This window comes from Streptomyces achromogenes subsp. achromogenes (assembly GCF_000720835.1).
Classification (GTDB): Bacteria; Actinomycetota; Actinomycetes; order Streptomycetales; family Streptomycetaceae; genus Streptomyces; species Streptomyces achromogenes.
The window spans coordinates 108,653-121,011 of record NZ_JODT01000004.1 but is presented as its reverse complement, the minus strand read 5'-3'; the positions used below and the strand labels follow the sequence as shown (position 1 = coordinate 121,011).

General features: G+C 72.5%; 16 protein-coding genes and 1 riboswitch. Of the genes, 10 read left to right on the top strand and 6 right to left on the bottom strand.

Going from position 1 to position 12,359, the window contains the following annotated elements:
* Positions 1-7: 7 nt before the first annotated feature.
* Positions 8-310: an urease subunit gamma gene (locus tag IH25_RS0105485; protein ID WP_030603769.1), complete on the bottom strand. Its 303-nt coding sequence runs from the start codon at positions 308-310 to the stop codon at positions 8-10.
* A gap of 235 nt (positions 311-545) precedes the next feature.
* Positions 546-824, bottom strand: coding sequence for a type II toxin-antitoxin system Phd/YefM family antitoxin (locus tag IH25_RS0105480; protein WP_030603766.1), 279 nt, complete (start codon positions 822-824; stop codon positions 546-548).
* Between the two features lie 85 nt (positions 825-909).
* Here IH25_RS0105480 and IH25_RS0105475 point away from each other — a divergent pair, with 85 nt between their 5' ends.
* The 3 genes from IH25_RS0105475 to IH25_RS0105465 all read left to right on the top strand — a co-directional run bounded on the left by IH25_RS0105475 (position 910) and on the right by IH25_RS0105465 (position 2,918).
* The gene (locus IH25_RS0105475) at positions 910-1,545 is read left to right on the top strand and encodes an ATP-dependent Clp protease proteolytic subunit (protein ID WP_030603762.1); all 636 of its coding nucleotides are present in this window, start codon (positions 910-912) and stop codon (positions 1,543-1,545) included.
* A 7-nt stretch (positions 1,546-1,552) separates the two neighbouring features.
* A complete protein-coding gene (locus tag IH25_RS0105470) occupies positions 1,553-1,858 on the top strand; it encodes a hypothetical protein (RefSeq protein ID WP_030603760.1) in 306 nt (101 codons plus the stop codon).
* A gap of 440 nt (positions 1,859-2,298) precedes the next feature.
* Positions 2,299-2,441, top strand: a riboswitch (cyclic di-AMP (ydaO/yuaA leader).
* A gap of 3 nt (positions 2,442-2,444) precedes the next feature.
* A complete protein-coding gene (locus IH25_RS0105465; protein WP_030603757.1) occupies positions 2,445-2,918 on the top strand; it encodes a C40 family peptidase in 474 nt (157 codons plus the stop codon).
* A gap of 729 nt (positions 2,919-3,647) precedes the next feature.
* Here IH25_RS0105465 and IH25_RS0105460 read toward each other — a convergent pair.
* Entirely contained in the window at positions 3,648-4,094 is a 447-nt protein-coding gene (locus IH25_RS0105460; protein WP_030603754.1) for an ATP-binding protein, read from the bottom strand.
* Positions 4,095-4,307: 213 nt separating this feature from the next.
* On the opposite strand from IH25_RS0105460, the gene IH25_RS0105455 reads away from it, so the two are divergent.
* Both IH25_RS0105455 and IH25_RS0105450 read left to right on the top strand, forming a co-directional pair.
* Positions 4,308-5,168 (top strand): helix-turn-helix domain-containing protein, encoded by an 861-nt coding sequence (locus IH25_RS0105455; protein ID WP_030603751.1) that lies wholly within the window; start codon positions 4,308-4,310, stop codon positions 5,166-5,168.
* Between the two features lie 9 nt (positions 5,169-5,177).
* Positions 5,178-5,399 (top strand): DUF397 domain-containing protein, encoded by a 222-nt coding sequence (locus tag IH25_RS0105450; protein WP_030603748.1) that lies wholly within the window; start codon positions 5,178-5,180, stop codon positions 5,397-5,399.
* Between the two features lie 102 nt (positions 5,400-5,501).
* On the opposite strand, the gene IH25_RS0105445 is transcribed toward IH25_RS0105450, so the two are convergent.
* Positions 5,502-6,629 carry an 8-amino-7-oxononanoate synthase gene (locus IH25_RS0105445; RefSeq protein WP_030603745.1) on the bottom strand — a complete coding sequence of 376 codons (1,128 nt, stop codon included), beginning with the start codon at positions 6,627-6,629 and terminating at the stop codon, positions 5,502-5,504.
* Positions 6,630-6,776: 147 nt separating this feature from the next.
* On the opposite strand from IH25_RS0105445, the gene bioB reads away from it, so the two are divergent.
* From bioB to IH25_RS0105425, 4 genes are read left to right on the top strand one after another with little or no spacing between them, the layout of a single operon-like run.
* Positions 6,777-7,973, top strand: a complete 1,197-nt coding sequence (gene bioB, locus IH25_RS0105440) for a biotin synthase BioB (protein WP_030603742.1) — start codon at positions 6,777-6,779, stop codon at positions 7,971-7,973.
* Positions 7,966-9,246, top strand: coding sequence for an adenosylmethionine--8-amino-7-oxononanoate transaminase (locus IH25_RS0105435; protein WP_030603739.1), 1,281 nt, complete (start codon positions 7,966-7,968; stop codon positions 9,244-9,246). Before bioB ends, IH25_RS0105435 begins: the two co-directional genes overlap by 8 nt.
* A gap of 1 nt (position 9,247) precedes the next feature.
* Entirely contained in the window at positions 9,248-9,964 is a 717-nt protein-coding gene (gene bioD / locus IH25_RS0105430; RefSeq protein WP_030603736.1) for a dethiobiotin synthase, read from the top strand.
* A 34-nt stretch (positions 9,965-9,998) separates the two neighbouring features.
* Positions 9,999-10,517: a hypothetical protein gene (locus IH25_RS0105425; RefSeq protein ID WP_030603732.1), complete on the top strand. Its 519-nt coding sequence runs from the start codon at positions 9,999-10,001 to the stop codon at positions 10,515-10,517.
* A gap of 65 nt (positions 10,518-10,582) precedes the next feature.
* Here the strand turns inward: IH25_RS0105425 and IH25_RS0105420 are convergent, their stop codons facing one another.
* Positions 10,583-10,957, bottom strand: coding sequence for a hypothetical protein (locus tag IH25_RS0105420; protein WP_030603728.1), 375 nt, complete (start codon positions 10,955-10,957; stop codon positions 10,583-10,585).
* A gap of 67 nt (positions 10,958-11,024) precedes the next feature.
* Positions 11,025-11,267 carry a hypothetical protein gene (locus IH25_RS0105415; protein WP_030603725.1) on the bottom strand — a complete coding sequence of 81 codons (243 nt, stop codon included), beginning with the start codon at positions 11,265-11,267 and terminating at the stop codon, positions 11,025-11,027.
* A 162-nt stretch (positions 11,268-11,429) separates the two neighbouring features.
* On the opposite strand from IH25_RS0105415, the gene IH25_RS0105410 reads away from it, so the two are divergent.
* Positions 11,430-12,317, top strand: a complete 888-nt coding sequence (locus tag IH25_RS0105410) for an LLM class F420-dependent oxidoreductase (protein ID WP_030603723.1) — start codon at positions 11,430-11,432, stop codon at positions 12,315-12,317.
* Positions 12,318-12,359: the final 42 nt, after the last annotated feature.

The window sequence follows — 12,359 nt, the reverse complement described above, 5'->3', positions numbered from 1 at the left end:
CGCCCCTTCAGATGATCGGCTCGTGGACGGTGACGAGCTTGGTGCCGTCCGGGAAGGTGGCCTCCACCTGCACGTCGTGGATCATCTCGGCGACGCCGTCCATGACATCGTCCCTGGTCAGGACCTTGCGGCCGGAGGACATCAGCTCGGCGACCGTACGGCCGTCGCGCGCGCCCTCCAGGACGTGCGACGTGATGAGGGCGACCGCTTCGGGGTGGTTGAGCCTCAGTCCACGGGCCTTGCGCTTCTCGGCGACGTCGGCCGCCACATGGATCAGCAGCCTCTCCTGCTCGTGCGGGGTCAGTTGCACGTCCCACCTCACTGTCCTTGCTCCGGACCGTGCGGGGTCCGGTTGCCGCAGCCATCGCGACGGGGATAGGTGTAACACACAGACAAATTCCCCGGATCGCTCTCAATCCCGGGCAGAAATACCCCTGATGGCGTGGATGGGCAGGCTAGAGGGCCGGAGTTTCAACGACGTTAACCAGACCTTGGCCGGCCCATGACCGTGCTATGGGCTCCCGCAGAGACGGCGGCGGACGGGCTCAGCGGGCGTCCGGCCGGCGGTGCTCCGCCGCTATCCCGAAGCGCTGCCGCTCGGGCGGCACGGCGCCGGCGTCGTGGACCCCGGAGACCGAGCTGATGATCCGCTCCTCGCCCGGTTCGTCCAGCGCGTCCAGCCGCTCCAGGTCGGCGGCCGAGACCAGCGCGACCAGCGGCTTGCCGTGCCGGGTCACGACGACGCGCTCGCCGCCGTACACCACCCGGTTGATCAGGTCGGCGAGCTCAGCCCTGGCTTGCGTCACCGGAATCTCGTAGGCCATACCCCCATCATAACGTCAGGTACGTCCTGTACATTCTGTACAGAAGTCGAGCCCATCGGGGCCTCGTCGAAGGAGGCGTATGTCCATGTACCGACCGTCCGCCCGGCACGTCCTGCCCGAGTTCACCGAGCGCGCCTCGGGCACCGTGCGCACCCTGGACCCGTACGCGCGGCTCTTCCAGGACCGGATCGTCTTCCTCGGCGCGCCGGTCGACGACACGACGGCGAGCGATGTGACGGCGCAGCTGATGTATCTGGAGCACCAGGCGCCGGACCGGGACATCACGCTGTACATCAACTCGCCCGGCGGTTCCTTCGACGCCATGGCGGCGGTCTACGACACGATGCGCTACATCAGCTGTGACGTGGCGACCTACTGCCTGGGGCAGGCCGTCGCCTCGGCCGCGGTGCTGCTCGCGGCAGGCGCCCCGGGCAAGCGGTTCACGCTGCCCGGCGCCCGGGTCGTGCTCGAACAGCCGGCGCTGCCGGAGCCGGTGCGCGGGCAGCCCAGCGACCTGCTCATCCGGGCCGAGGAGCTGACCCGGATCCGCGCCACCCTGGAGGAGATGCTCGTCCGGCACACGGGGCGCACGGCCGCGCAGGTCCACGAGGACCTGGAGCGTGACCTGATCCTGGACGCCCCCGGGGCGCTGGCGTACGGTCTGGTCGACGGCATCGTGCCCAGCCGCCGGGACATGCCCGGCGCACCGGACGCGAGGTGAGCCGACCGTGCTGCCGGACCTGCCACCGCTGCCCGCCCTGACCCGTGCCGAGGGCGAGTTGATCGATCGTTATCTGGAGGCCGTCGACCTGCTGGGCCGGGTGAATCCGGCCCGGCCCGGGCCCACCTACGGTGGGCTGCGCGCCGCCCAGGCCCTGGTGCGCAAGGCGGCAGAGCTGCGGGACGCGCTCGCGCTGATGCACGAGCGGGGCGAGGCGGAGCTGCACGGGGACACGCTGGCACGGTCGCTGCGGGTGCTGGACGGCGAGCGCCGGGCCGCTCGCGTCGCGCTCCCGCCGGACGACGTCGGCTGAGGCGGACACCCGTCCGGCCCGGCGGCACCGATCCGTCGACACACGTCGTTCGGACCGGAGTTGAAACGGCCCGAACGACGTACCGCCGACCGGTGTACATCCCGATCGTTTTCCGGGCCGCCCGAGTTGCGGAACGCACGGGTCCATGGATCGTCGGCGAGGGCATCGCCCCAGGTCCGGGGCTACGACGGCGAACTGACGGGGCCTCGAACAGAGCACTGTCCACCCGAACGGGTGAGTGGTGAGGAACACCACAAATCCCCGATTCCGTTGGGATTTTCAGACAGTTGTGAGCCAAGATCCCTGTCTGACGACAAGCCCCCGCCACCGCGGCGGGGCGGTCCGGGCGGACGCCGAGTCCTGCCGCCGCCCGGATGACCGGTCGACGGAAGTGGATCGGCAGGAGTGGAGGACCCAAGCAAGGCGGGTTCGCCGGAACGGATGTCCAGCCGTCCGACACAGAGTCGGGCGCGGGGCGGAGGTTCCGGGCGGCCCTTGGGGTGAAGCCGCGGCAACGCGGCCGGGCTACTTCGCCAGCCCGAATCCGACAGGTCATCCTTCACAGGCGGCTGACGAAGGGTTGCGCATGACTGCGCTCAATCGAGTCCCGTCGCTGATGGCCCGGGCCGGTACGGCCTCGGCACTCACCCTCGCCGCCGTGGGCGGCTCGATCGCGGTGCCCGGGCTCGCCACCGACGCCTCCGCCGCGACGATCGCGACGAAAGCACTCAAGGTCGCGGCCTCCAAGAAGGGTTCCCCGTACCGGTGGGGCGCCACCGGACCGAACAGATTCGACTGCTCGGGGCTGACGCTCTACTCGTTCAAGAAGGCCGGCAAGAAGCTGCCGCGCACCGCCGCCCAGCAGTACAACAAGACGCGCCATGTCTCCGCCCGCAACCGCAAGGTCGGCGACCTGGTCTTCTTCCACTCGGGTTCCAGCGTCTACCACGTCGGCATCTACGCCGGCCACAACAAGATCTGGCACGCCCCGAAGACCGGGGACGTGGTGAAGCTCCAGAAGATCTGGTCCAGGAGCGTCTGGTACGGCCGCGTCTCCTGACCCTTCCGCGCACCGGGAGCGGCTCCGGCAGCAGGACCGCTCCCGCACACCGTCAGCGCCTTCCCGGCCCGCCTGACGCCCTGGGGCGGGCTTGGGGCGGGTCTGGGGGCCGTGGGGCCCTGGCGCGGGCATGAAGGCCGGGGGCCCTGGGACAGGGGCTGAGGGCCGACGATGACCGCCGTGGGGTCATACCGGGCGCGGGGCCGCCGACGAGCCGGCCAGCCGGAAGCTGCCGCCTTCCGGCGCGGATGGTGGATCCACCTCCGCAGGACTCGCCCGACCACCACGGCAGCCTTCCGGCACGGTCGGGTGCCTCGGACCCGGCACGCTCGCCGGACCACCACGGCCGCCCGGCTGCGCGGCGCACCGGCATGTCCTGCCCGGCGGGGCCGGTCCGGGCGAGTGCCTGATGGGTCATGCATCCCCGGCCGGCCCGCCGTAGGGCTCTCGCTTCGCGCAGCGCCGCCCCGGGCGCCGTACACCGCAGTCGAGGCGCCTGAGCCCGCGAGCCCCGCCCTGACTTGCCCGCCCCCGGGCCGCCGAGCCACCCCTACGGGGACCCGGTCGGCGCGGGCCGGCAAGACCCTGGCGACTCCTCCGAGTGTTCCGGCAGGGCTTCCTCACCGGCCCCGCGCCCTCACGCGCTCCCGTCGGCCCGGCCCCGGCCCCGCGTCCCCGACTGCACGGGGCCCCGGCCGAAACCGAGGCGGCACCGCACTCCCCCACCCGTCAGACCGCCGGAGGCACCGGTGCCGTCGGCAGGCACCAGGGCAGTTCGATGGAGACCGTCTTGCCGCCCTCGCTCGTCGGGCGGACCCGGAGCCGGCCGCCGCACTCCGCGGTAAGCCAGCGGATGATCACCATGCCGCGCCCATTGTCCTGCTGCACCGCGGCGGGCAGTCTCTTCGGGAAGCGGGGATGGCTGTCCGTGACGCCGATGCGCAACTGTTCGTCATGGTGCAGCGCGATGTCGACCGTGAAGGTGGGTGACTGGCCGAAGGTGTGCTGCACGGCGTTGGTGGCGAGTTCGGAGACGATGAGCCGGACGGTGTCGGCCGTCTCGGTGTCGGCGGGCAGGCCCCACTCCGCGAGGGTGCCCACGACGTAGGAGCGCGCGGCCGAGACCGAGGCGGGATCGCTCGGCAGAGTGACGGAGGCTTCCAGATGGTCTGCCATGGCGACGTCGTCCCTTTCCGGGCGGGACCGCGGCCCGCCATACGGCGGTGGATTCGAGTACGGTCCCGGACTGGTGCTTGTCCGTCAGACTGCCATTACCGGGACGGTCAGGGGGGCGATCCACCAAGATATGCATATATCTGTCGCTCGAAGCGGTGAACTGTGCGACGCGAGACCGTATCGGGGCGGTCCGTACGGAGTAAGGAGGAGCCCATGCAGAACGGTCCCGCGGTGCGCCGCCGCAAACTGGGCGCCGAGCTGCGCGCGCTGCGCACCGGCGCCGGGCTCACCAGCGGTGAGGCGGCCCGGCTGGTCGGCTGGCACCAGTCGAAGGTGAGCCGTATCGAGACCGGCGCCAGCGGCGTGAAACCGGCCGATCTGCGGTTGCTGCTGGACGCCTACGGGGTGCGGGACAGACATCTGCGCGAGTTGCTGCTGATACTGGCGGGGTCGGAGGAGACGAGCGGCCGGCACCGCTGGTGGCACGCCTACCGGGGTGTACTGCCGCCCACGTACCGGGATTTCATCAGCCTGGAATCACAGGCCAGCGCGATGCGCACCCTGGAGACCACGGTGGTGCCCGGTCTGCTGCAGACCGCCGAGTACGCCCGCGCGGTGACCCGGGCCGCCGTGAAGGACCTGGACGAGGACCGCCTGGACACCCTGGTGGAGGTGCGTCTGGCCCGGCAGGACGTGCTGCGGTCGGACCCGCCGCTGGCGCTGAGCGCCGTACTGGACGAGGCGGTGCTGCGCCGGGAGGTGGGCGGTCCCGGGGTGATGGCCCGGCAGCGACGGCGGCTGATGGAGGCCGCCCGGCTGCCGCAGGTACGGCTCCAGGTGCTGCCCTTCACGGCGGGGGCGCATATCGGCCTCACCGGGCCTTTCGTTATCTTCTCATTTCCGAGCACTTCTGATCTGGACGTGGTTGTTCTCGACCAGTTGACGAGTAGCCTCTACCTGGAACGGAAAGAAGACCTGGTGGCCTACTCCGAGGCCTTCAGCACCCTTCAGTTCCACGCCCTTTCCCCCGAGGACTCGTTGGACTACATCGCCGGGATAGGTGACGGCGTGTAAGGAGGCACCATGTCAGCTCTGCCTCGGAACGTCCCCGTCAGTACCGACCTGCGTGAAGTGCGCTGGCTGCGCAGCAGCCGCAGCACGGGCGCGAACAACTGCGTGGAGACGGCACGGCCGCGCTCCGGCCCCGCGGCCGGACTGCTCGCCGTGCGCGACTCGAAGAACCCGGCCGGACCCGCCCTGCTCTTCTCCCCCGAGAGCTGGACGGGATTCGTGGCCGCCCTCTGACCATCCTCCGACCAACCGCTGACCACGATCCGACCCGCATTCCGATCAGATTCGTTCAATCTTTCATCGGTTTTGTGCGATTCACGGCCGTGTCACGCCGACTCATGGTCGCGTTTCGCCGATGACCCGTACAGCGCGTTCGATCTCGGCCCCGGAGAGGTCCGCGCGGGCGGTCAGCCTCAGCCGTGAGATGCCGTCGGGCACGGAAGGAGGACGGAAACAGCCCACGGCCAGACCCGCCGAGCGGCAGTCGGCCGCCCAGCGCACCGCCCGCTCCGGGGACGGAGCCCGCACGGAGACCACCGCGGCGTCCGGACGTACCGCCTCCAGACCCGCGGCGGTCAGCCGTGCGTGCAGTTCCGCGGCCACCTCGCGGGCGCGTGCCGCCCGTCGCGGTTCGCGTTCCAGCAGCCGCAACGCCGCCAGCGCGGCGCCGGCCGCCGCCGGCGCCAGGCCCGTGTCGAAGATGAACGTCCGGGCCGCGTTCACCAGGTGGTCGATCACCTTGGCGGGGCCCAGCACCACGCCGCCCTGGCTGCCCAGCGACTTGGAGAGGGTGGCCGTGACCACCACGTCGCCGGCGCCCGCGAGACCCGCCGCGTACGGCGCGCCCCGGCCGCCGTCGCCCAGCACGCCGAGGCCGTGGGCGTCGTCCACCACCAGTCCCGCGCCGTACTCCCGGCAGGCGGCGGCCAGTTCGGCGAGCGGTGCCCGGTCCCCGTCGACCGAGAAGACCGTGTCGGAGACCACGATCGCCGCGCCCTGGCGGGTGCCCAGGGCCTTGCGCACGGCCTCGGGGTCGGCGTGCCCGACGACCTGGGTCTCGCCCCGGGCGAGCCGGCAGCCGTCGATGAGGGAGGCGTGGTTGCCCGCGTCGGAGACGATCAACGAGCCGTGCGGACCGAGCGCGGTGACCGCGGCCAGGTTCGCGGCGTACCCGGAGGAGAACACCAGGGCCGCCTCGAACCCGCAGAACGCGGCGAGCGCGCGCTCCAGTTCGGCGTGCAGTTCGGTGCTGCCGGTGACCAGCCGGGAGCCGGTGGAGCCGCCGCCCCAGCGCCGGGCGGCCTCGGCGGCCCCCTCGGTGACCTCGGGATGGCGGGACAGACCCAGGTAGTCGTTGCTCGCCAGGTCCAGCAGGGACGAGTCGGCGGGGCGGGGGCGCAGGGCGCGCACGAGTCCGGCGCGGCGGCGCGCCTCGGCCTGCTCGTCGATCCAGCCGAACGCCATGGGTCCTCCGGTGCTTTTGTAGGTATCGAACAGACCCTAGCGGCATGATCAGCCCCCCAGGATGTGGCAATACCCACACGATGAACCGCCTTCGTTGTGCCAAGTCTCCTTGGCCGGGAGCGGTCCCGTAGGACAGGATCGTCGCTCATGGACCTGCTGAACACGCTGGTGGACAAGGGGCTTCGGCGCGAGCTGCCGACGCGCGAGGAAGCGCTCGCCGTGCTGGCCACCTCCGATGACGACCTGCTCGACGTGGTGGCCGCGGCCGGAAAGGTGCGCCGGCACTGGTTCGGGCGACGGGTGAAACTCAACTATCTGGTCAACCTCAAGTCGGGCCTGTGCCCCGAGGACTGCTCGTACTGCTCGCAGCGGCTGGGCTCCAAGGCCGACATCCTGAAGTACACCTGGCTCAAGCCGGACGAGGCGTCCCAGGCCGCCGCCGCGGGCCTCGCGGGCGGGGCCAAGCGGGTGTGCCTGGTGGCCAGCGGGCGCGGCCCGACGGACCGGGACGTGGACCGGGTCTCGGAGACCATCAAGGCGATCAAGGAGCAGAACGAGGATGTCGAGGTGTGCGCCTGCCTCGGGCTGCTCTCCGACGGCCAGGCCGAGCGGCTGCGCGCGGCGGGCGCGGACGCCTACAACCACAACCTCAACACCTCGGAGTCCACCTACGGGGACATCACCACCACCCACACGTACGCCGACCGGGTGGACACGGTGCGCAAGGCGCACGCGGCCGGTCTGTCCGCCTGCTCGGGCCTCATCGCCGGCATGGGCGAGAGCGACGAGGACCTGGTGGACGTGGTGTTCTCGCTGCGCGAGCTGGACCCGGACTCGGTGCCGGTGAACTTCCTGATCCCGTTCGAGGGCACCCCGCTGGCCAAGGAGTGGAACCTCACCCCGCAGCGCTGTCTGCGGATCCTGGCGATGGTCCGGTTCGTCTGCCCGGACGTGGAGGTCCGGATCGCGGGCGGCCGTGAGGTCCACCTGCGCTCCCTGCAGCCGCTGGCGCTGCACCTGGCCAACTCCATCTTCCTCGGCGACTACCTGACCAGCGAGGGCCAGGCCGGCAAGGCCGACCTGGAGATGATCGCGGACGCCGGCTTCGAGGTGGAGGGCGCCGGGGAGGTGACGCTGCCGGCGCACCGGGCCGACGTCGCGCACGGCTGCGGCTCGCACGCCGAGGCGGGCTGCGGTTCCCACGCGGAGGCGGGCTGCGGCTCGCACGCGGGCGGCGGTGTGTGCGGTACGGCGAGCGGGCCGGCCGTGGCGGCCGAGCCGCGCACCGACCTCGTCGCCGTCCGCCGCCGGGGTGCCGGTACGGACCTCGCGCCCAATGCCTGAGCCGGGCGTCGCGCAGCTGCTGGAGCTGGACCGGCGGCATGTGTGGCACCCGTACGGCCCGATGCCCGGCCGGGTGGACCCGCTCGTCGTGGAGGCGGCGAGCGGGGTCCGGCTGCGGCTGGCGGACGGTTCCGGCGAGCTGGTCGACGGCATGTCGTCGTGGTGGTCGGCCATCCACGGCTACAACCACCCGGTGCTGAACGAGGCCGCGCGCGAGCAGCTGGGCCGGATGAGCCACGTGATGTTCGGCGGGCTCACGCACGAGCCCGCCGTCCGGCTCGCGAAGCTCCTGGTCGACCTGTCGCCGGACGGCCTGGAGCACGTCTTCCTGGCCGACTCGGGGTCCGTGTCGGTCGAGGTCGCGGTGAAGATGTGCCTCCAGTACTGGCGTTCGCTGGGCCGGCCCGCCAAGCGGCGGCTGCTGACCTGGCGGGGCGGCTACCACGGGGACACCTGGCAGCCGATGTCGGTGTGCGACCCCGAGGGCGGGATGCACGAGCTGTGGACCGGCGTGCTGCCGCGCCAGGTGTTCGCGGACGCGCCGCCCGCCGCGTACGAGGAGTCGTACGCACAGCACCTGCGGGAGCTGATCGCCCGGCACGCCGACGAGCTGGCCGCGGTGATCGTGGAGCCGGTGGTGCAGGGCGCGGGCGGGATGCGCTTCCACTCCCCCGGGTATCTGCGGGTGCTGCGCGAGGCGTGCGACGCGCACGACGTGCTGCTGGTGTTCGACGAGATCGCCACCGGTTTCGGCCGCACCGGCGCGCTGTTCGCGGCGGACCACGCGGCCGTCGCGCCCGACGTGATGTGTGTGGGCAAGGCGCTGACCGGCGGCTATCTGACGCTGGCGGCCACCTTGTGCTCCGCCCGGGTGGCCGACGGCATCTCGCGGGGCGAGGTGCCGGTGCTCGCGCACGGTCCGACGTTCATGGGCAATCCGCTGGCGGCGGCCGTGGCCTGTGCCTCCATCGAGCTGCTGCTGGGCCAGGACTGGCTCGGCGAGGTCAAGCGGATCGAGGCGGGCCTGCGCGAGGGGCTGGCCCCGGCGCGGGAGATTCCCGGGGTGCGCGACGTCCGGGTCCTCGGTGCCATCGGGGTCGTCCAGCTCGACCACCCGGTGGACATGCGGGCCGCGACGGACGCGGCGGTACGGGCCGGTGTGTGGCTGCGCCCGTTCAGGGACCTGATCTACACGATGCCGCCCTACGTCACCTCGGACGAGGACGTGGCACGGATCGCGCGCGCGGTGTGCGCCGCGGCGCGGGAGGGATGACATGCGGGTACTGGTGATCACGGGCACGGGCACGGAGGTCGGCAAGACGGTCACCACCGCCGCCGTCGCCGCCTCGGCACGCGCGGCGGGACGGTCGGTGGCCGTGCTCAAGGCCGCCCAGACGGGCGTGCGGCCGGACGAGCGCGGCGACGCGGACGAGGTCGCGTGGCTCGCGGGACCGGTCACGACGGACGAAATCGCCCGCTTCCCGGAGCCGTTGGCGCCCGGCACGGCGGCCCGGCGGGCCGGGATGGCGCCGGTGCGTCCCCGGGAGGTGGCCGAGCGGGCCGCCAAGCTGGCCACCGAGCACGATCTGGTGCTGGTCGAGGGCGCGGGCGGGCTGCTCGTCCGGTTCGACGAGGACGGCGGCACACTGGCCGACGCGGCCCGGCTGCTGGACGCGCCGGTGCTGGTGGTCGCGCGGGCCGGGCTCGGCACGCTCAACGACACGGAGCTGACGGCCCGCGAACTGCGCCGCCGGGAGCTGGAGTTGGCCGGTGTGGTGATCGGCAGCTGGCCGGGCGAGCCGGACCTGGCCACCCGCTGCAACGTGGCCGACCTGCCGGAGGTGGCGGGCGCCCCGCTGCTCGGCGCGCTGCCCGCCGGGGCGGGGGCGCTGCCGCCCGCCGAGTTCCGCACCGCGGCCCCGGGCTGGCTGGCCCCGCGGCTGGACGGGACCTGGGACGCGGAGGCGTTCCGCATGCGGGAGGCCGCGTAGCGGGCGCGGCCGGCGCGGCGCCTATGCTCGTGCGATGACGTACGACGACGCCACCCACCCCACGGTCCCCGTGCGGGTGGGTGACCGTCGGGCACGGATCGACGAGCTGCTCGCACCGGCGATAGAGGCGATCTGGACCTGCGGTTTCGAGACCTTCACCTGCTGTCAGGACCTCGGCGAGAGCAACGCGGGCTGGGTGGAGAAGCTGCCGCACATGGCGGCCTATGTGGAGTCCCGGCGGGGCTGGATGCTCATCGACTTCCCGGTCGACAGCGGTCTCGCCTTCCTGACGGCCGTGGCGAACGCGGGCCCGCGGGACGCCTTCTACGTCCGGATGACGCACTGGGCGGCCCCGGACGCGTGGGACGTGAGGATCAAGCCGATGGACGCGGCGATGTTCGGCGAGGAGTCGCCGTCGCGGTTCGGGCTGCGCCTGCTCCAGGTCTCCTTCCCCGGGTACGACCTGCCGGAGCTGGTCCGGCGGCTGCGCGAACACGCGGCGGGCCGCTCGGTACCGCCCGCGCCGACGGACTGGAGCACGGTGGGCCGCTAGAGCCTGTCGTGCGGATCGCGGGCTCCCCGTGGAAGCGTGCCGCGGGGGGCCATGCCGGCCGTCGGTCAGCTGCTCCAGCGGCGCAGTTCGCGCGCGATGTCGTCGACGCCGGCCGCACCGTCCTTCACCAGCCGGGCGAGGTCGCGGACCTGCTCCGGGGTGGTGGCGATCTTCTCGCCGCTGGCGACCAGATAGGCGTAGGCGACGGCGGAGGCGAACAGGGCGTTGGCGCGTTCCAGGGCGGGGACGTGGATCAGCAACTGGAGCAGGGAGGCGGCGCGGGCGTACGGGTCGGCGTAGACGGGGACGCCGAATATCTCGGCCCGGTGCCGGGCCACGGCGGCGACCAGGGCGCCCCAGTCGGTGACCTGCGGGTCCCCCGGGGTCTTCTGTTCGGCGAGCATGAGCAGCCAGGCGAGGTCGATACGGAGATCGTTCAAGGAAACCGCTTCGGGGCGTCGGCTCGGGCGGGACGGCTTCGGGGAGGGACCACGAGGGAGGGACGGGTCAGGGGCGGCCGTCCCCCGGCCCGGTGCCGTGCGCCTCGGTGAATTCCTCGGCGAACACGGACTCGTACTGCTTCATGAAGTCGGCGGCGGCCTCCACGAACGTGCGGCCCGCCTCCCCGGCGTCCTGTCTGACCAGCTCTTCGATATAGCGGTTGACGCTCATCCCGCGGGCCAGGGCACGCTCGCGGGCCACCTGAGCGGTGCCCTCGTCCACGCGCACGTTCAGCTGGGTCTTCGCCATACCCCGACGCTAGCGCCAGGGTGCTAGCAGCGGCAAGGGCGCACGGTGGCACGGGGCCGGCCGCCGTGCGCCGGTACCCACGGTGATCAACGCGACTGATCTGTCCGGGGTGGACGTGATGGAATCGGAGCGGCTCAAGTGATCACCGACCGGGGAGAGTTCATGTCGCGTCCGTTCCGCTTCGGAGTCAACCTGCTGGACCCCGCGCCCGCCGGCGAGTGGCGCGCCAAGTGCCGCCGCGCGGAGGAACTGGGCTACGACGTGATCCTCGTACCGGACCACCTCGGGATGCCCGCGCCGTTCCCCGCGCTGGTCGCGGCGGCGCAGGCCACCGAGCGGGCGCGGGTCGGCACGTTCGTGCTCAACGCGGGCTTCTGGAACCCGGCGCTGCTGGCCCGCGAGGTGGCGACCACGGACGCGCTGACCGGCGGCCGGCTCGAGCTCGGCCTCGGCACCGGGTACGTGCGGGCGGAGCACGAGGCGGCCGGGCTGCCGTACGGTTCGGCGCGCGAGCGGGTGGACCACCTGGAGCGGACGGTCGCGGAAGTGGGCCGGCTGCTCGGCTCGGACGGCCACCGGCCGCGGCCCGCGCAGCCCCGGGTGCCGGTGCTGATCGGGGCCAACGGCGACCGGATGCTGCGGCTGACCGCGGAGCACGCGGACATCGCGGCCTTCACCGGGGCCCGGCCGGGCGACACGCCCGGCACGCTGGACCCGCTCACCGCCGAGGAGCTGGACGAGCGGGTGGCCCGCTACCGCGAGCTGGCGCGGCACCGGCCGGCGCCCGCCGAGCTGAACCTGCTGATCCAGCTGGTGGCCGTCACGGACGACCCGGAGCCGGCGCTGAGGCCGCTGCTGGAGCGGCAGCCCGGGCTGACCCTGGAGCAGGCGGTGGCCCTGCCCATCGTGCTGGCCGGGCCGCTGGAGGAGGTGGTGGCGAAGGTACGGGCGCAGCGGGAGCGGTACGGGTTCTCGTACCTGACCGTGCTGGAGCCGTTCATGGAGGCGTTCGCGCCGGTGCTGGCACGGCTGCGCGAGGAGTCCGCGTGACGAGACCCCGTAGGACCGCGAGCCGTTCCCGATCATGATGGG

Coding starts and splice junctions, on each gene's coding strand:
- IH25_RS0105480 (WP_030603766.1), bottom strand. CDS start 824: ATGGCCTACGAGATTCCGGTGACGCAAGCCAGGGCTGAGCTCGCCGAC.
- IH25_RS0105475 (WP_030603762.1), top strand. CDS start 910: ATGTACCGACCGTCCGCCCGGCACGTCCTGCCCGAGTTCACCGAGCGC.
- IH25_RS0105465 (WP_030603757.1), top strand. CDS start 2,445: ATGACTGCGCTCAATCGAGTCCCGTCGCTGATGGCCCGGGCCGGTACG.
- IH25_RS0105460 (WP_030603754.1), bottom strand. CDS start 4,094: ATGGCAGACCATCTGGAAGCCTCCGTCACTCTGCCGAGCGATCCCGCC.
- IH25_RS0105455 (WP_030603751.1), top strand. CDS start 4,308: ATGCAGAACGGTCCCGCGGTGCGCCGCCGCAAACTGGGCGCCGAGCTG.
- IH25_RS0105450 (WP_030603748.1), top strand. CDS start 5,178: ATGTCAGCTCTGCCTCGGAACGTCCCCGTCAGTACCGACCTGCGTGAA.
- IH25_RS0105445 (WP_030603745.1), bottom strand. CDS start 6,629: ATGGCGTTCGGCTGGATCGACGAGCAGGCCGAGGCGCGCCGCCGCGCC.
- bioB (WP_030603742.1), top strand. CDS start 6,777: ATGGACCTGCTGAACACGCTGGTGGACAAGGGGCTTCGGCGCGAGCTG.
- IH25_RS0105435 (WP_030603739.1), top strand. CDS start 7,966: ATGCCTGAGCCGGGCGTCGCGCAGCTGCTGGAGCTGGACCGGCGGCAT.
- bioD (WP_030603736.1), top strand. CDS start 9,248: ATGCGGGTACTGGTGATCACGGGCACGGGCACGGAGGTCGGCAAGACG.
- IH25_RS0105425 (WP_030603732.1), top strand. CDS start 9,999: ATGACGTACGACGACGCCACCCACCCCACGGTCCCCGTGCGGGTGGGT.
- IH25_RS0105415 (WP_030603725.1), bottom strand. CDS start 11,267: ATGGCGAAGACCCAGCTGAACGTGCGCGTGGACGAGGGCACCGCTCAG.
- IH25_RS0105410 (WP_030603723.1), top strand. CDS start 11,430: ATGTCGCGTCCGTTCCGCTTCGGAGTCAACCTGCTGGACCCCGCGCCC.